Annotated in this window: 18 protein-coding genes and 1 pseudogene; 18 read left to right on the top strand and 1 reads right to left on the bottom strand. The window is 55.7% G+C overall.

Annotated features, from left to right (window positions below):
- Positions 1 to 189 precede the first annotated feature (189 nt).
- The 3 genes from KO116_RS24300 to KO116_RS22595 all read left to right on the top strand — a co-directional run bounded on the left by KO116_RS24300 (position 190) and on the right by KO116_RS22595 (position 2,462).
- The gene (locus tag KO116_RS24300; RefSeq protein WP_052703853.1) at positions 190 to 780 is read left to right on the top strand and encodes a DUF6927 domain-containing protein; all 591 of its coding nucleotides are present in this window, start codon (positions 190 to 192) and stop codon (positions 778 to 780) included.
- 195 nt (positions 781 to 975) lie between these two features.
- Positions 976 to 1,554, top strand: a complete 579-nt coding sequence (locus KO116_RS22600; protein WP_035557883.1) for a hypothetical protein — start codon at positions 976 to 978, stop codon at positions 1,552 to 1,554.
- Between the two features lie 230 nt (positions 1,555 to 1,784).
- The gene (locus KO116_RS22595; RefSeq protein WP_144408651.1) at positions 1,785 to 2,462 is read left to right on the top strand and encodes a hypothetical protein; all 678 of its coding nucleotides are present in this window, start codon (positions 1,785 to 1,787) and stop codon (positions 2,460 to 2,462) included.
- A 605-nt stretch (positions 2,463 to 3,067) separates the two neighbouring features.
- On the opposite strand, the gene KO116_RS22585 is transcribed toward KO116_RS22595, so the two are convergent.
- Complete coding sequence (locus KO116_RS22585; protein WP_035557890.1) at positions 3,068 to 3,466, bottom strand: MerR family transcriptional regulator; 399 nt, start codon at positions 3,464 to 3,466, stop codon at positions 3,068 to 3,070.
- Between the two features lie 78 nt (positions 3,467 to 3,544).
- Here KO116_RS22585 and KO116_RS22580 point away from each other — a divergent pair, with 78 nt between their 5' ends.
- From KO116_RS22580 to KO116_RS22495, 15 genes and pseudogenes are all read left to right on the top strand, one after another.
- Positions 3,545 to 3,964, top strand: coding sequence for a mercuric transporter MerT family protein (locus KO116_RS22580; protein WP_035557893.1), 420 nt, complete (start codon positions 3,545 to 3,547; stop codon positions 3,962 to 3,964).
- A gap of 33 nt (positions 3,965 to 3,997) precedes the next feature.
- On the top strand, positions 3,998 to 4,303 hold the full coding sequence (gene merP, locus KO116_RS22575; protein WP_035557896.1) for a mercury resistance system periplasmic binding protein MerP: 306 nt from the start codon (positions 3,998 to 4,000) through the stop codon (positions 4,301 to 4,303).
- A 63-nt stretch (positions 4,304 to 4,366) separates the two neighbouring features.
- The gene (gene merA / locus KO116_RS22570; protein ID WP_035557898.1) at positions 4,367 to 6,001 is read left to right on the top strand and encodes a mercury(II) reductase; all 1,635 of its coding nucleotides are present in this window, start codon (positions 4,367 to 4,369) and stop codon (positions 5,999 to 6,001) included.
- A gap of 219 nt (positions 6,002 to 6,220) precedes the next feature.
- A complete protein-coding gene (locus KO116_RS22565; RefSeq protein ID WP_052703852.1) occupies positions 6,221 to 6,664 on the top strand; it encodes a glycoside hydrolase family 15 protein in 444 nt (147 codons plus the stop codon).
- A gap of 431 nt (positions 6,665 to 7,095) precedes the next feature.
- Complete coding sequence (locus tag KO116_RS25235; protein ID WP_127059530.1) at positions 7,096 to 7,422, top strand: hypothetical protein; 327 nt, start codon at positions 7,096 to 7,098, stop codon at positions 7,420 to 7,422.
- Positions 7,423 to 7,680 carry a hypothetical protein gene (locus KO116_RS25230; RefSeq protein WP_127059529.1) on the top strand — a complete coding sequence of 86 codons (258 nt, stop codon included), beginning with the start codon at positions 7,423 to 7,425 and terminating at the stop codon, positions 7,678 to 7,680.
- A 138-nt stretch (positions 7,681 to 7,818) separates the two neighbouring features.
- Entirely contained in the window at positions 7,819 to 9,165 is a 1,347-nt protein-coding gene (locus tag KO116_RS22555) for a dihydrolipoyl dehydrogenase family protein (protein ID WP_035557901.1), read from the top strand.
- A gap of 190 nt (positions 9,166 to 9,355) precedes the next feature.
- A pseudogene (locus KO116_RS24295) lies at positions 9,356 to 10,531 on the top strand (ISL3 family transposase).
- A gap of 172 nt (positions 10,532 to 10,703) precedes the next feature.
- Entirely contained in the window at positions 10,704 to 11,165 is a 462-nt protein-coding gene (locus KO116_RS22535; RefSeq protein ID WP_035557913.1) for a hypothetical protein, read from the top strand.
- 153 nt (positions 11,166 to 11,318) lie between these two features.
- On the top strand, positions 11,319 to 11,660 hold the full coding sequence (locus KO116_RS22530) for a single-stranded DNA-binding protein (RefSeq protein ID WP_035557917.1): 342 nt from the start codon (positions 11,319 to 11,321) through the stop codon (positions 11,658 to 11,660).
- Positions 11,661 to 11,724: 64 nt separating this feature from the next.
- Positions 11,725 to 12,288 (top strand): hypothetical protein, encoded by a 564-nt coding sequence (locus KO116_RS22525; RefSeq protein WP_035557920.1) that lies wholly within the window; start codon positions 11,725 to 11,727, stop codon positions 12,286 to 12,288.
- 94 nt (positions 12,289 to 12,382) lie between these two features.
- Positions 12,383 to 13,198, top strand: coding sequence for a DsbC family protein (locus KO116_RS22520; protein ID WP_035557923.1), 816 nt, complete (start codon positions 12,383 to 12,385; stop codon positions 13,196 to 13,198).
- Between the two features lie 450 nt (positions 13,199 to 13,648).
- Entirely contained in the window at positions 13,649 to 14,107 is a 459-nt protein-coding gene (locus KO116_RS24290; protein ID WP_052703851.1) for a hypothetical protein, read from the top strand.
- On the top strand, positions 14,104 to 14,472 hold the full coding sequence (locus tag KO116_RS22505; protein ID WP_035557931.1) for a hypothetical protein: 369 nt from the start codon (positions 14,104 to 14,106) through the stop codon (positions 14,470 to 14,472). The genes KO116_RS24290 and KO116_RS22505 overlap by 4 nt, the downstream gene beginning before the upstream one ends.
- 661 nt (positions 14,473 to 15,133) lie before the next feature.
- Positions 15,134 to 15,841, top strand: coding sequence for a recombination-associated protein RdgC (locus tag KO116_RS22495; RefSeq protein WP_268762339.1), 708 nt, complete (start codon positions 15,134 to 15,136; stop codon positions 15,839 to 15,841).
- Positions 15,842 to 15,869: the final 28 nt, after the last annotated feature.

Here is a 15,869-nt window from a genome sequence, read left to right as displayed (position 1 = left end):
TGTGCTGCCTGGGGGTTTTTCTATTTATGATGCCCATGAGCCAGGATCATGATTTTGCGGCTTCGATCCTATATGGCACTGCAATGGGAGCTAGACGCTATGTTTCGCATGCGTAACATTTTCTGTCAGTTTCACCCCTATCCCCTCCTGAGACCTGCAATACCGCAGGAATGAGAGAGGAGTAAGATTATGGGTACTTTATGCGTACCAAAGCCGTCCGACCGTAAAGCCTACCTGGACAAGGAATACACCAACCAGGATGGATCTAACGAAGTGCTGAAGTCGAGTTTCGTGGGCTCTACCTATTACGCTGCGATTAAGGTCCAGCGGAGGGGAGAGGCCACGGATCATGCGTCTATTGAGTACACGATAGCGGCGGTCGTGAAAACTAGCTGTTCGCAGGGAGAGTTTTGCTACAAGTCGATGGATGAAACCATGGGGCCAGCCTTGTCACAGTGCCCTGCATCGATTCTCAAACTGCTATCTCCGCTTGAGGAGCTGGAGCAGTTGGGGGTAGTAGTGGGAGTCGGACTGAAGTATGCCAGCGAATGGCGTGAGAGATGCCTAAAGCATGCTGAATCGAAAAAGCAGCGTGTGCGTCTGCAAAATGGCGATCGGATAAAACTACCGTACACAGTACGGTTCGTTGGAGGCCTGGAGTGCGACACATTCACCAAGGTGGACTTGCCGCGCAAACGCAATGTTTTCAGGCCAGATGGCTCGTCCAGCTTGGTAAGGCTTCAGGCCCGCCACCTGGATGATGCTGTAGTGCTCGCGTAGTATTTCAAGCCCTCTCTGCTGTTCTCAGCATGGGGCTTTTTCACGCTGGCGCCAGCCGCGCTATACCACCTGACACACAAGCCCTATCACTTCCTGAGGCTTTGGCCGTGTTCGTGTTCACCTCATGAAGCCCCTTTGCATCACCCTCCCCTCCCCCCCGATACTGAAACTCACCTTAGCCAAATGGAAGCCGTTATGACTGACTTAACGCATGAAGACCGCTTGTTTCTTCGAGAGCTACAGAAAAATATCGCTGCTAGTTTGGCCGGCTATTTTGATCAAGCGTTCGGCACTAATGTGCTGCCCGCAACCGGCGCCTCGATCACCATTGAGGGTGAGGTGAAGATGAACATGTACGATCACGCGCCAGGGCTCGCATTCTTTGAGAAGGAAACCTCACGTTCTGTGGCTGTACCTCCATACACTGAGTATTACAAACTGCGTGAGCTGGCTGAGGCTGGTTTTGCTGAGTTTTATCAGGCATCGAGTGAAGCCGAAGACGTATATGAAGGATTGTTTAGGCCTTTGATCATGCGTATCTGCAATAGTGGTGGGGTTGTTATAGACCTTTACGAACGAGGGGGCTGGCTCGTGGACACAATGCCTCCTAGCCAATGGACCGAAACGGCAGTTCAGATTGAGGAGCTGAATCGAGAGGGTAGCTTTCAGTCAGGATGGGACAATTTTTCGACAGCCCAAAGGCTGCATCGGCAGGCCTCTCGGCTACAGCAGTTGCTCACCCTTTCTCGTCACAGGACGAAATGCGCTGCCTGACACAGCCATAGCGACAGTACTATGAACCCTCTTTGTTTCGCGTGCGAAACACTTAGCTCGTCAGTTACTCCCCTACCTCATCTTGAGTCCTGCATTTACGCAGGAATGAGAGAGGAGTAAGGATCATGACGACACAGACAGACAAGACCACCTGCTGGATACCGAAGTGCCAACTTCCCGCACTGCGCGAAATGGTAGAACGGCTCGATCGCAAGGCAAAGAAACTTGGCATGGCGTCCTTCGAGATCAACGTGCTGGAAGAGGCTGTAAAGCCCTGGGCTCGTGAGAAGTTGGATCTTGAAGATCGACTGTCGCACTTTAAGCTGGAGCAGATCGTTGCCGTGAAAGTCGCAGTCAGTGGCGAACCTCCGAAGCTGGACGGGTATCGCTTGCTGGCGCGAATCGACATGGCAGCGAACCAGGCAGCACGGGGCACTCCCTTGGAGTGGGCATATAGCCGATTGCCCGAGCCATACAGATCGGGCGACGCCACGGGCGACTGCAGCCACTGCAACAAACGGCGTGAGCGGCGTTATCTCTTTCTGATGGAAGAGATGGCAATTGGCGTTGTCCTAGAGGTCGGAAAGACATGCCTCAAGGACTATCTTGGCCACCAAGGCGCTGAGTCGATGATGGCCCGTGCTCAACTATTGGTCTCTGTTATCAATATGATGGAAGAGATCGATGAGGTGGGCATATGCGGCGGTCGCCCTCCAGATGCTGTTGTCGAGCTGCGATGGCTGGTTGCCGCGGCAGTAAGGCAGATTCGGGAGCGAGGCTTCGTGTCTCGTGCTCGAGCAGAAGAAACTGGCGACCTGGCCACAGCAGAAATTGTGGGTGAGATGGCTCGTTCAGTCCCGATGGTCAGCAAGCGAATGAAGGCGTGTGTCTCTGAGGACGTGGCGTAGGCTGATGCGGTAATAGCTTGGGCACGGCAAGTGATCCCTCTGCAGACTGAGCATAACGATTTCGAGACGATGATTGTTCATCATGCTCGTTTCGACTTGGTTAAGCTTAAACGCGGAGTCGGCGTTATGACGGCGGCTGTCACTGCCTACGATCGACATGAGGAGTCAGCTGTTAACACCGAGTCAATGATGGCTCTCGGCTATGCTGGAGGTCCTGGCGATCAGTTGGAGATGGAAGTTGTGCGTAAGCGGTCCTTTTCATCAGATACGCGATGGGAGCTGATGTGGAAGCACATATTCTGCGACCCCGAAGGTCGGTACATTGTCTGGAAAACAGGTAAGGCCCTTGAGGGGAGTAAGGTTGTACTGAAGGGGCGAGTCAAGGAACACGGCGAGTACCGCGGGATTTCCCAGACTGTCGTGACACGCTGCTCAATTAGACCTACATGATTCACTAGCCCCTGAACCTTTCGGTCAGGGGCTTTTTTATGGTTCTTCGCCGATCAGCGAGAAAGAGAAGGAGGACGTCAATCACAGAGATTGCCTTAAGCCGCTCTGATGCGAAGAGGTAAAAGATGAACCACACCGCAGTAATAGGTATTCGGCTAAGAGGTCTCAGAAAGAATTTCTATGATGGGACATTTGGGAACTTCCTCTCCGCTGCATTGGGCCGACATTTCTTTTAAGGCGCGTTGCATGCGATGCAGGTCATTTATCTTGCGCTGGATATCGTCGGTATGCCTGAGTGCAAGCTCCTGTACCTGAGCGCAGGTGTAATGCCCGCCATCAACCAGTCGTAGAAGGTCCTGCACCTCTTCGAGCGTAAATCCCAGTTCGCGCGCTCGGCGGATAAACGTCAGCCGTGTGAGGTGGCGCTCTTCATAGCTACGAAAGCCGTTCTCGCTTCGGGGCGGATTCGGCATAAGCCCAATGCGCTCGTAGTACCGAACCGTCTCGATGTTGCAACCGGCTCGTCTGGCTAGCTCCCCTCGGCGTAATGGCATGGCCTACTTTCCTCTTGATCCTGTAGTAGCTACAGGGGCTACAGTAGCTATGAATACCCAAATTGCAAGAGAATCACTATGCAAGACAGTAAAGACCAGACGCTTGATCGAAGCGAGCAAACCACGACGAGCCGATCAGGGCGCAAAGGCCTACTGGCAAGCGGTAGTGTCATTGGCGCGATACTCGCCTCCGCCTGCTGCATTCTGCCGGTGGTATTTCTCTCACTGGGCATCGGCGGGGCCTGGATGAGCAATCTCACGGCGCTTGCGCCCTACCAGCCGCTCTTTCTCGCCTTCACCCTGGCAATGCTCGGTATCGGTTTTTATAAGGTTTATCGCAAGCCCAAGAGCGCCTGCCGGGCCAACGCTTGTGATGTGGATGGCTATTGCGGCACGCCGCTTGCCGAGCGAGTGATCAAGATAGCGTTGTGGGGTGCGACGGCACTCGTCGTGTTGGTGCTTGCCTGGCCGTATATCGCCCCGCTGTTCCTTGGCTAATACACCTTCAAATTTTCCTGGAGTCTTTCTTATATGAAATTTAGCACCTTGATCGGTACGCTTTTTTTGTCCGCGGCAAGTGCCGGGACGGCCTTCGCCGCTCAACAGACCGTCACCCTGGCTGTTGACAATATGACCTGTTCGACCTGTCCCTACACCGTCAAGAAAGCGCTCAATCAAGTGCTCGGTGTGGAGAACGCCACGGTTTCCTACGAGGAAAAAAGCGCCACCGTGACCTTCGAAGATGCCGAGGCGAGCGTGGCGGACTTGACCGCCGCTACGACCAATGCGGGCTATCCGTCGCGCCTGGCCTCCGAGAAAACTAAACAAGCCCAGTAACCACCTAGCCCACGTTCATCGAGGGCTGCGGGAGTTGTGCGAAAGGATTACCGAGGAATTTTTATGCAAACCACGATTACAGTTACCGGCATGACCTGCACGAGTTGCGCCGACTCGACTCAGGCGGCGCTCAATGCACTGCCCGGGGTCGAGGCTGAGGTCTCTTATGACCAGGGCCGCGCGGTAATAATGCGCCCGGGCGAGGTGGGTACCGAGCGTCTGCTTGAGACGATCCGTGCCAAGGGCTACGGCGCCGATCTGACGCAGGCCACAGAGCGAGCCAGCAGTGACCGAGGCAGCGAACAGGGTCTACATATTGCCGTGATCGGCAGTGGCGGGTCTGCCATGGCAGCGGCGTTGAAAAGTGTCGAGCGGGGTGCCCGTGTCACCCTGATCGAACAAGGTACCATAGGGGGTACCTGCGTCAACATCGGCTGCGTGCCCTCTAAGATCATGATCCGTGCCGCGCATATTGCCCATCATCGCCGCGAAAGCCCGTTCGATGACGGCATCACGGCAACGGCACCAACCATTGATCGTGGCCGTTTACTGGCCCAGCAGCAGAGCCGTGTGGAAGAGTTACGTCACGGTAAATACGAAAGCATCCTAGAAGGCAACCCGGCCATTACGGTTATCCGCGGCAGGGCCCGCTTCCGTGATGCCCAGACCCTGATTGTTGACAAGAACGATGGCAGCGAGCGCGAGGTCGCTTTCGATCGTGTCTTCATCGGGACCGGCGCGCGTCCCGCCATTCCACCGGTATCGGGGCTGGCTGGCACGCCCTATTGGACCTCGACCGACGCCCTGGCCAGCGACACCCTTCCCGAGCGTTTGGCGGTGATCGGGGCATCGGTGGTCGCGGTGGAGTTGGCCCAGGCCTTCGCGCGGCTGGGCAGCAAAGTGACGATCCTGGCGCGTAGCCGCCTGTTCTCCCGCGAGGACCCGGCCATTGGCGAGGCCCTGGAAGCCGCTTTCCAGGCCGAGGGCATTGATGTATTACGAGGCGTCCAGATCAGCCAGGTGGTGCATACCGATGATGAGTTCGTGCTCACGACGGACACGGGGGGCATCAAGGCCGACAAGCTGCTGGTCGCGACGGGCCGCACGCCTAATATCGAAACGCTGAACCTTGACGCCATCGGCGTAGAGACTGCCCGCGGAGCGATTCTGGTCGATGATTCTCTGCGTACCACCGTACCCACTATCTATGCCGCTGGGGATTGCACCGACCAGCCGCAGTTCGTCTATGTCGCCGCTGCGGGCGGCAGCCGCGCCGCCACCAATATGACGGGGGGCGAGGCGCGCCTGGACTTGAGTGCCATGCCGGCGGTGGTCTTCACCGACCCGCAGATCGCAACCGTCGGTTTGTCCGAAGCCGAGGCCGAGGCTCAAGGATTCGCTACCGACAGCCGGACCCTGACCCTGGATAACGTGCCCCGTGCGCTGGTCAACTTTGAGACCGGCGGCTTCATCAAGATCGTCGCCGAACGCGACAGCGGGCGCCTGCTCGGGGTCCAGGCCGTGGCCGGCGAAGCCGGCGAGCTCATTCAGACGGCGGTCATGGCCCTGCGTGCCGGGATGACGGTACAAGACATCGCTGATGAGCTTTTTCCTTACTTGACTATGGTCGAGGGGCTCAAGCTCTGTGCCCAGACCTTTACCAAGGACGTCAAACAACTGTCCTGCTGCGCGGGGTGACAAGCCTTGATGTGACGTTGGCGACCCTTGTTCGAGAAATGGCCGATCATGTCGCCGCCCACTGGCACGAACCCGATCAAGGGATCTAGGAAATGCGTGGGGAACCGCGTCATCACGTCTACAAATACCATGGCCTGGGTCGCACTCGACCGCACACTGCGCCTGCTGGGTCCTCAGCCCGCCTGGGAACTGGCATGAGATGGCATATTTCAGGCCATCGTGACTCAGGGGATCAAGCTCAGTGGCGGCTACCTCACGCAGGCCTTCGGTCATGACGATCTCGATGCCGCGCTTTTGTTGATCCCATTGATGGGCATTCCTATCGACAAGGCCGTACTTGAACTGACGGCTGCAGCAGTGGAAGAGCACCTATGTCATGGCGATGTCGTACACCGCTACCTGGCTTCGGATGGGCTTTCCGGCAGCGAAGATGCGTTTCTGATCTGTAGTTTCTGGCTGGTCGATATACTTCTAATGCTTGGTCGAGCCGAGGAGGCTCGCGCCCTGTTCGAGCGGTTACTGGCCAACGCCAACGCCAACGATGCGGGGCTCTATGCCGAGGAGAGCGATCCGACGACGGGCCTGTTCCTTGGCAACTTCCCGCAGGCTTTTACCCATCTTGCGCTGATCAACCGTGCCCTGCATATACAGCTCTACGAATAAGGTAGCGTGACGGCACCCATGCGGATTGCGTCCGGCGTACTGCTTCAAGCCTGTCCTCGGTCGCAACCAATGCGCCTTGGCGGCGCTGCCTCGGTCAAGGAGGCCGGGGTTCGTGACACAGTTCTGGAACTGCACCCGACCTCCTGGCCAGGCAAGTGAGGCGAGCCAGACAAAGTCTGCCCCTGCCCACAAGGCTACCGAGTCGACCTTGGGCAGGCTGGCTTCTTCAGTTACCAGACATAAACAACAACCACCTTGTCCCTGTAATAACTACAGGTCTACGTTGAAGTCAGCAAGGTCAGGATTTTCAGATTCGCCAACGAGTGAGGAGGGCCTATCCCTGCCAGCTCGCTCCCATGAATACCTGCAGGATGGCCGTTGATTTATCGGAGCAAGAGGCTCTCCAATGTCAATGAAAGGAGGCAACGACGATGTCTGAAGTGGAAATAGGCCGCCCCGAAGGCCGCACGTCCTACAGTGACTACGCCGAACGCTACTATGCTCAAGCGGGGGCGGGAAGAAACAGCCTCTCCGCAAGCGAGTACGTGGCCGTCGTCGAGGGCTTTCGGCGTGAAGTCGTTTGCATGGGGCAGTGCAACTTGTACCTCGCCGCGACGAAAGACTCGCAAATCAAGGAAGCGATCAAGACCTACCTTGAGGATGTATGCAACCCCAACATCCATGAGATGAAGAAGATTCTGGAAGTTGGCGGTTACGCCCTGCCGGCGCCGCTTGAAGAAACCATGAGCCCTGACTAGGTGCCCGATCAGGATACCTGTGTCGCCAATGACCGGATGATCGTGAATGCCCAGTGGTTCGCGGCGCGTGCGTTCATGACGCTCTGGCACAACTACGCCAGCATGAGCCAGCGCACGGATATTCGGGACGCCTTCATTCGAAACTATCACCGGGCCAACCGCTGGCATGTCACATTCCATGAAATCGCGGTAGAGAAAAAGCTAATGGCCCCCTTGCCCACCGTGGAGCCGAAAGACATGCCACTGATCCCCGAATAAGTGGCACGGTTCAGAGGGGAATAACGCATTTCCAGGGTATCGCTGTTCGGGCCACGGTAGAACGAAGCCTGGACAGCGATGACTTCAACGCGGCGACTAGCGGCTACCAAGTCGCCGCTACGCAAAGGAGTAAACAAGATGGCAGCATCCTACGATCTCGTCGCTATCGGTACCGGCACCGCCGCTAAAATAGTCGTCATGCGTGCCCAAGCCGCCAACTGGCGTGTTGCGATCATCGACTCCCGCCCCTTTGGGGGCACCTGTGCCCTGCGCGGCTGCGACCCCAAGAAGATGATGATCCAGGGGGCCAAGGCGCTGGACCATGCTCACCGCATGCAAGGCAAGGGCGTGGAGGGAGAGGTCCGTATCGACTGGGCCGAGCTGCTACGCTTCAAGCGAGAGTTTACCGATCCTGTGCCTGAAAAACACCAGGCCATGTTCAGCGACAAGGGCATCGATACCTACCATGGACAGGCGCGTTTTACCGGCCCCAACCGCCTTGAGGTTGAGGACCAGGTACTTGAAGCACAGCATATCCTGATTGCCACGGGAGCCGAGCCAGCCACCCTGGGTATTCCAGGCGAAGAACACCTCATAGACAACGAACAATTTCTGGAACTGGCTACTTTGCCGCCGCGGATTGCCCTGGTCGGCGGGGGCTATATTGCCGCAGAGTTTTCTCACCTGGCTGCCCGGGCTGGAGCTCAAGTCACCGTCCTACAGCACGGCGAGCGGATGCTCAAGCCCTTCGATCCGGACCTGGTCGATTGGCTCATGGAATCCTTCCGTGATCAGGGCATTGATGTGCGAACCCAGACCAACGTGGACGCCATCGAAAAGACGGCCTCCGGCTATCGTGTTCGCACCTCCTCGAATGGCGAGACCGGCACGGTTGATGTAGACCTAGTCGTGCACGCGGCCGGAAGAAAGCCAGCCCTCAAGGCCCTCAACCTGGAAGCGGCCGGTATCGAGACCGAGAAGGGGCGGTTATCGCTAAATGAGCATCTGCAAAGTACCTCGAACCCCGCCGTTTATGCCGCAGGCGATGCCGCCCAGGTGGGGCCGCCCCTGACCCCCGTGTCGAGTCACGATGCCAAGGTGGTGGCCGCCAACCTGATCGATGGCAAACGTAGCACACCGAATTATAAAGGGGTGCCGAGTGTCGCTTTCACCATTCCGCCTATCGCCTCCGCCGGTCTCGACGAAGCGCAGGCCCGTGAGCAAGGGCTGAAATTCCGCGTCTCGAGTCAACACACACACAACTGGTTTACCGCCCGTCAGGCCGCCGAGCCGGTCTATGGCTTCAAGATATTTATCGAAGAAGAGACAGATAAGGTACTGGGCGCTCATCTCGTCGGCCCCAACGTGGATGAAGTCATCAACGTATTCGCGCTGGCCATTCGTCATGGGCTCACCACCACGGACCTCAATACGACAATGTTTGCCTACCCAACGGGGGCCTCAGACATAGGCTCGATGCTCTAGGAGAGCCTGATAGCGGCAACTTGAGATGGCTAGACCTCATGCCTAAGCATTGAGATCTTTATTTGGCAACTGAGGATAAGAGTTCCAAACCATTTTCAGGTTTCACTGCAGGATAGCACCCGTAAACGAGAATGACGGCGGTAGAAAGGTTTAAGCCAAAAAAATGTCCCAACCAGACCACCGCCGTGCCATGGATGCTAGTTTGCTTACCTTGTTCTGGGAAGACTTCGAGTTGGTTTGCTATGAATCACTCGGCGCCAATGGCCTGCTGATCAGGCTCAAACTCACCGCCTCACACCCGCCCTGCTGCAGTCGCTGTGGCCAATCCACCTGGCTCATTCATGATGTCAGTTATCGCCGTGTGCGTGAGCGCGACCTGTTCCAGTATCGCGTATGGCTAGACATCCCTGTGCGCCGAGTACGTCGTCCGGCCTGCGGCCCCCGATGAGAGCGTATTGCCTGGCTAGCCGGACGTCAGCCACTGACCTGCGCCATGGTGAGCTGGGTCGAAACCCTGGTTCGACTTTCACCTATCAAGCATGTGGCCGAGCTGGTGGGGCTTCAATGGTATACGGTCAAGACTATGGATCATCGGCGCCTGAGTCATGAGACAGCCCAGGCAGACCTGACCCGGGTGCGGCGTCAGTTTGTCCTGCACAAGGGGAACCACTATGCCATGGTGGCTATTTGCGCCGACACACAGCAAGTCCTGTGGGTCGGCGAGGGGCGTTCATGCGCATGCGCTGCCTTCGAATGGCTGGACAGGGATACCTGTCAGCAAAAAGAAGCGGTCGCCATGGGCATGAATACGGCAATGGACATGGAAGCCAAGCAACACTGCCCAAAAGCCAGGGTCGTTTACGACCTGTTTCACGTGGTCGCCAAGTTCGGTCGCGAGGTGATCGACCGGGTGCGGGTCTATCAGGCAAACCGGCTACGCGAGAACCATGCTGGCCGGCGTGTGATCAAGCGCAGTCGCTGGTTGCTCCTGCGCAACCGCACCAACCTGGACCCTGAGCAGGCCGTCAAGTTGGATGTATTGCTAGCCGCCAAAGAGCCGCTGACCACGGTCTACCTGCTTAAGAGCTAACTCAAAGAGCTATGGTACGCACCTAGTGAAGCCGAGGCCCGCCGACGCTGTAAAGCGTAGTTTGGAATGGCCATCGACAGTGGGCTCAAGTCGCTGGTTGCTTTCGCCAAGCACCTAGAAGGTATCGTTGCCAGTGCCCTTTATCGACTCAACACCAGCGCCCTGGAAGGAATGAACAATCACATCAAAGTCATCAAGCGAATGGCTTACGGCTACCGGGACACGGCGTATTTCTTTCTGAAGATCAAAGTCGCATATCCCGGCAAAATGCGATGAACTTTTTTATTCTGTCGCTTGCCCTTTCTTAACCCCGTAAAAAACTACCTCTACAGCCTAGGGATGTTCTGCATGCGAAACATTTTACAGGCGCTCTAGCTGTCCACTTATGGCAGTCCCCGCCCTATCTCCTTTTGAGACCTGCATCGCAGGAATGAGAGGAGAGAGCGACATGAATATTGAGCTGATTATTAATCAAGAAGATGCCATAGCTTTTGGTCGTGAGTTCGGCGGGCTGCAATTAGATGACCTCCGTGCTGATAAGGTGGCGTTTGCCATCGACTCAGCGCAAGGCTCTCTTTTCATTCTGCCTCGTGAGGCCGGTCGCCGCTGGCGCCAGCCAACGCCACGTCAAATGGCTGACTTGGGAACGGATGTGAATGTGGCCTTCGAGGTCTTCTCGCTTGGTGAGCTTGAGGGGTTCGCTTTCTCTGTCGAGGATGGACCTGTCATCCAGGTGCGTCGCCCTGATCGCAAATTGCATCGGGAAAGCACTTTACAGGCCATAGAGAGCGCCGAAGATACATTCATTGTGAGCTTCACCAAGAGAGCTTTTGGTAACTTCCTCCTTAACTTGGCGCACTGGAGTTATCTCCAGCCCAAGGCAAGAATCGTTCGTCACCTCCCGAGGTGACCACTTCAAAGCCTCCTCGACTCATCTGAGTCAGGGGGCTTTTTCATGCGTTAGGAAAATAAACCGCCCAGGTTCGCTCCTTAGTGTCAGTAGCGCCCCTATCCCCCAACGAGACCCATTACGTTGGGAATGTGAGAGAGAGGAGATTTGAACATGTGGGGACAGACTCTACAGATTGGTCACATTGGCGAACCAGAAGTTCGGACCAACGGCAATGGCAAAACTTACGTTCGGTTCGGTATCAACATGGCCAAGAAAGTGGGTGATGATCCGATGTGGCTTAACTGCATCCTTGGTGGTCGCTTCGCCGAGGTTATGAAGGATCGCTTGAAGCGCGGTCAGTTGGTCTTTGTCGAGGGCGAATTGTCCTTCCGTAAGGCTGATAACGGCACTGTGTATACCAACCTTATGGTGGACACTTGCCGCATCCTCCGTGATCCGCGTAGCGCTGGTGCTGCAGGTGATGGAGACGAAGGAGTGGAATTTCCCTTTTGATGTTCTATTCACAGCCCCTGGTTTATTCCTGGGGCTTTTTCATGCGTAGACGATAGGCAGGCACATGAGCGAGACAGACCAAAAAACCAGATCCCGATTTCAGCACCCCTTGGCTAGGGTATTGCCTTTGGCAGGTGGTGTGCTGGGTGCGATGGCGTTCGCTATAACCGTCATTCCCTTAGACCTCCCATGGGCCTCGTCAAACGCTGAATCACCAGCCGTGGTGACATTCGATACGGCCAAATACGTTAATGCTCGCCGTGCAGCAGCCAGTGAGCTGCTAGGGGACGGTGAGGCAAGAGATTCAGCCGTATCCACATTGGCTCGCGTCGACAATGGCGTTCGCCCAGCGATCGTTGATGCAGCAGATGGCGCTTTGGTCATCGTCCGTCAAGCAGCCGTCTTGGACGGCACTATTCCTGACATCACTGACACCGTACTGGCTGGTTTAGGCCTGCCAACAGATGCCCCCACGATCGAGACAAGTCTTGATCGTCATGGAGACACCACTTACAGCGCATCGAACCTTTATGAGGAGGCTCGAGAGCTGGTCAGTCGTGCTAACCAGCAAGCGCGTGAGCGTGCCGATTCGCAGCGCGAGGCGGGAATTGAAGAGCTGCTGCCATAAACAGCAGATGATTAGAACCTGATGTGGCCATGCCCTGCATGGCGAAGACTACGCCAGCACCACTGGCGCTTAACTTTGCTCAAGGAGCTTATTGATGAAACACCTTACCCTGATCGCCTCCGCTGTTGCAGTCGCCTCCGCACTTTTCGCGGGAACTACCGTCGCCAATGACGACAATGCCGGCTCCAGCTTAGAGCTTCCCAAGGCCGTGTCCGATTTGGGCATCCCTGGAGCCAAGGTCGACAAAACATTCGATACCGGCCTAGATGGCATCAATGGCTGGGTTATTAGTGTCGAGAACGACACTAATGTGATCTATACCACTGAGGATGGTACGCATGCCTTTATCGGGATGATTCTGGGCGAGGGTGGCGAAAACTTGACGCAGGCTCACATGGAGCAGCACATGGAGAATAGCCCGCTGGCCAGCATGCCGAAGCGAGCTGCCTCTCAGGACAACGGATTTACAGATGAGGATGAGGCCGCAGCGCTTGCGCAAGTTGAGGAAAATGCCTTCTACGTTGAAGAGGGGAGCGGCGACAAGGTTCTGTATGTCGTCTTTGATACTCAATGTGGTTACTGCCAGAAAATGTATCAAGAGTCCCGGGCGGTTCTGGATGAAGTCACCATCCGTTGGATTCCGGTAGGCTTCATGGGCGAGGGCTCGCTCCACCAGGCTGCACAAATAGTCGACGCCGAGAACCCTACCGAAGTGCTGGCCACATTTGAGGGAGGCGGCAGTGTGTCTGGCTCCCCGAGCGCCGAAGCTATGAACATCGTGAGTGAGAACAGCAACCTGATCCAGCAGCTGGGTATCCGGTCTACACCGAATACGCTCTACAAGGATGAGAACGGTGAAGCTCATATCATGCGTGGTGCTCTTCGTGCGGCTGAAATCCGTAGCCTGTAACCTTATTGCACCTTGAAGAAATGCGCCCTGGCTCCCTCTCCGGCAGTCCGGGCGCCCAGCTAGAGGGCACCCCATGTCTCTACAAGACCAACGCACTGTTAGTATTATGCGGCGAGCAATCGAAGGAATGTTTCCGCAGTTCGCCGTGAACCGTCTATTTCCACGTCAGCCACTCAAGGTAGGCCGTGGTACACGGGAGAAGACCCTTTACCCCTTTCGCTGGCTGCACCGTCCTCTGACGCTTGAGCAGGCGCGCTGGGTCGCAAGTAGGTCAGTTGATTATTGGTTCCGGTGGCTCATCGCGTTTGGTGCGTCTCTTTATCTCTCTGTCAAATTGGGACCGCCTTACGGAGCATTCCTCCACTTAGGTTTTACGCTACTTGCTGCATGGACATTAATAGGTGTGGCCGTGGCTGTCGGGCGGAATAGAAAGACTCCGAGGATAGATGCATGAAGCAAGGCAACAAAAGTTGGCTCGCCTCTTTGGGGCGCGTAATATCCGGCCTGCGTAAGCAGTCGATGGATGCTGACCAAGTTGATCCAAGTGACCCAGCTATCACGAAGATGACAATTAGCCTGGCACTGGATCTCCTAAACGAAGAGCAATCGCACGAGCGTTTCAAGCCTAAAGATCGTGTCTCATGGAAATGGGGCATGAAGAACAAGAGCGTGCCGCTGGCCAGGCAAACTGCTGTAGCGTTACAAGTCCGTCAAGAGCCATTCAACGATAGCACCCTGGCACCTTCATCCACGTACTACGAAGAGCCTTTAGATGTGCTTGTAGGTGTGTATACCCACGAGGGTATTTTTCGAGAGCTATGGGTCGATGGGCGGCGCCTATGCTTGCTGACAGACCATCGCATAAACAGCCCGAACGGTGGCACTCAGTGGGGACAAGGTGAAGGATGATTGATACCAAGGTCATTTCAGATGCCCCTCTGAAGTTCGATGAATTGCTGACCACCGTGGCCAAGGAACAGCTTGGCCTGGATGGGAGCTACACAGTGTATGCGGTCGAGACGGATCAGATTGATGAGATCAATCTCAAGATGATTGAAGGCCTGGATGACATCCATCTACATTGTTTCACTGTAAGGCTTCCCCCTGGCTTGGCGAGAGTTAGCCTCGCCCCGCGGGATGGAAATCACTGGCGGATGGAAGAGGCGGTTCATGGGGTCGTGGATTATGGCCATACAGCTCGGGAGACTATAAGCGCCAGCTATAGTGGCAATGGGCAACGGTTGTACATCCCTTCGTCAAGTGGCAAACACTAAATGTTTCATTCTGCTTGAATTTAATATAATTCGTCGTCTGGCATAGATATAATATGGATAGCAATGATAACCGACTGGACCAGCTGAATGAGCTTCCCCTTACCAAAGAAGATCAGCGCTTCATACTCCGCTGCCTCCGTGAGGGCGGAGTGGTCGACTACCAACCCGTCCTCGCGGCATACCAGCTGTGTTGGAACAATGCGGCTGAGTCAGCGACTATCCGCAAAGAGATAACGTTGGGAGGAGGGCAGCCAACACCTTTCTCCGAGAGGCCTTGGGTGTTGAAGCGCTTGACTATCCGAGGTAAATGACCGGCCAGTTTACTATAGCGCCTAGGGGAGGGGGGGGGAGTTATACCGTTATCTATTATTTCACCATTTAAATACCATGCTCCCTTGCCTAAAATAATAAGATCGTAGGGCCTAATCGTGTTCGACAACGCACTGTCATATAGGGCACATAGCTCATTCTTTGGGGCTGACGAAATGACCAGCCTCATCGAAAAAAACTTTCCAGGGCCTGCGCGCCCACAGAGGCTCGAAGGGTAGGGTGGTCGGCTGTTTGCGGTGAAGTATTGGCATACACACTCCAGTCTCAATATCTCATTCTTCGCTTTCGGCAGTAGCAGCGTTTGCTCCCAGTAGCCGCGGTCAAATAGCTGGTGGAGGAGAGGGCGGCTGAAATGGAGAAGGCCTCAGGAAGTCACCTGCGCCGTGCGGAGAAACAATTGCTCAAAGAGCAGGTATACGAAGAGCTACTGCCCACCTCCCTGAAGCGAACCGGGCATTTTCTGATGGCTATCGACATCAGGCGTAAATGGATACTCATTGACGCTGCCAGTCGTAAGAAAGCAGAAGAAGCACTCAATCTGTTGCGCCTTACACTGGGATCGCTCAAAGTCACGCCAATGGCAACTAGCGATCGGCCAACAGCTTTGATGACCCGTTGGTTGGCTGCCTCGACTGAGCGTGCTGAAGGCTGGGCTCTTGGAGAGTTCTGCCAGCTCGAATCGCCTTCTGGCAATGATGGTGTGATTAAGGTTTCGGAGGTCGATCTCGATAGTGACGAGATACAGCAGCACCTTGATGGAGGCCGCATCTGTTCAGCCCTTTCGATTGCTCGGACAGGTCAACTGGCGATGCAGCTTCAGGATGATCTGGCCTTAAAGAAGATCAAATCCGATGACGCACTGCTCGAGAAGGCTGATTCGGGTGACGATGAAGCATCAAGGTTTGATGCTGATGCTCATATTCACATCCCAGCTCTTGCGGCCGTTGCCGAGGAGCTGATCACCCTCCTGGGGGGTGAAGTTGCCCCAACGCTGGAGAGTGCCCCTGGAAAACCTGTTCAGGCATCTAAAACAGCCTGAACCCGACCCATACATATCCTGCGTTTGA

This window comes from Halomonas sp. KO116 (assembly GCF_000734975.2).
GTDB classification, from domain to species: Bacteria; Pseudomonadota; Gammaproteobacteria; order Pseudomonadales; family Halomonadaceae; genus Vreelandella; species Vreelandella glaciei.
This window is presented reverse-complemented; position numbering and strand designations above follow the sequence as displayed.

What these genes read in the sequence shown, in the direction of transcription:
- KO116_RS22505 (WP_035557931.1), top strand. Translation starts at nt 14,104, where the DNA reads ATGATTGATACCAAGGTCATTTCAGATGCCCCTCTGAAGTTCGATGAA.
- KO116_RS22530 (WP_035557917.1), top strand. Translation starts at nt 11,319, where the DNA reads ATGTGGGGACAGACTCTACAGATTGGTCACATTGGCGAACCAGAAGTT.
- KO116_RS22520 (WP_035557923.1), top strand. Translation starts at nt 12,383, where the DNA reads ATGAAACACCTTACCCTGATCGCCTCCGCTGTTGCAGTCGCCTCCGCA.
- merA (WP_035557898.1), top strand. Translation starts at nt 4,367, where the DNA reads ATGCAAACCACGATTACAGTTACCGGCATGACCTGCACGAGTTGCGCC.
- KO116_RS24290 (WP_052703851.1), top strand. Translation starts at nt 13,649, where the DNA reads ATGAAGCAAGGCAACAAAAGTTGGCTCGCCTCTTTGGGGCGCGTAATA.
- KO116_RS22585 (WP_035557890.1), bottom strand. Translation starts at nt 3,466, where the DNA reads ATGCCATTACGCCGAGGGGAGCTAGCCAGACGAGCCGGTTGCAACATC.
- KO116_RS22580 (WP_035557893.1), top strand. Translation starts at nt 3,545, where the DNA reads ATGCAAGACAGTAAAGACCAGACGCTTGATCGAAGCGAGCAAACCACG.
- KO116_RS22535 (WP_035557913.1), top strand. Translation starts at nt 10,704, where the DNA reads ATGAATATTGAGCTGATTATTAATCAAGAAGATGCCATAGCTTTTGGT.
- KO116_RS22600 (WP_035557883.1), top strand. Translation starts at nt 976, where the DNA reads ATGACTGACTTAACGCATGAAGACCGCTTGTTTCTTCGAGAGCTACAG.
- KO116_RS22525 (WP_035557920.1), top strand. Translation starts at nt 11,725, where the DNA reads ATGAGCGAGACAGACCAAAAAACCAGATCCCGATTTCAGCACCCCTTG.
- KO116_RS24300 (WP_052703853.1), top strand. Translation starts at nt 190, where the DNA reads ATGGGTACTTTATGCGTACCAAAGCCGTCCGACCGTAAAGCCTACCTG.
- KO116_RS22555 (WP_035557901.1), top strand. Translation starts at nt 7,819, where the DNA reads ATGGCAGCATCCTACGATCTCGTCGCTATCGGTACCGGCACCGCCGCT.
- merP (WP_035557896.1), top strand. Translation starts at nt 3,998, where the DNA reads ATGAAATTTAGCACCTTGATCGGTACGCTTTTTTTGTCCGCGGCAAGT.
- KO116_RS25235 (WP_127059530.1), top strand. Translation starts at nt 7,096, where the DNA reads ATGTCTGAAGTGGAAATAGGCCGCCCCGAAGGCCGCACGTCCTACAGT.
- KO116_RS22595 (WP_144408651.1), top strand. Translation starts at nt 1,785, where the DNA reads ATGGCGTCCTTCGAGATCAACGTGCTGGAAGAGGCTGTAAAGCCCTGG.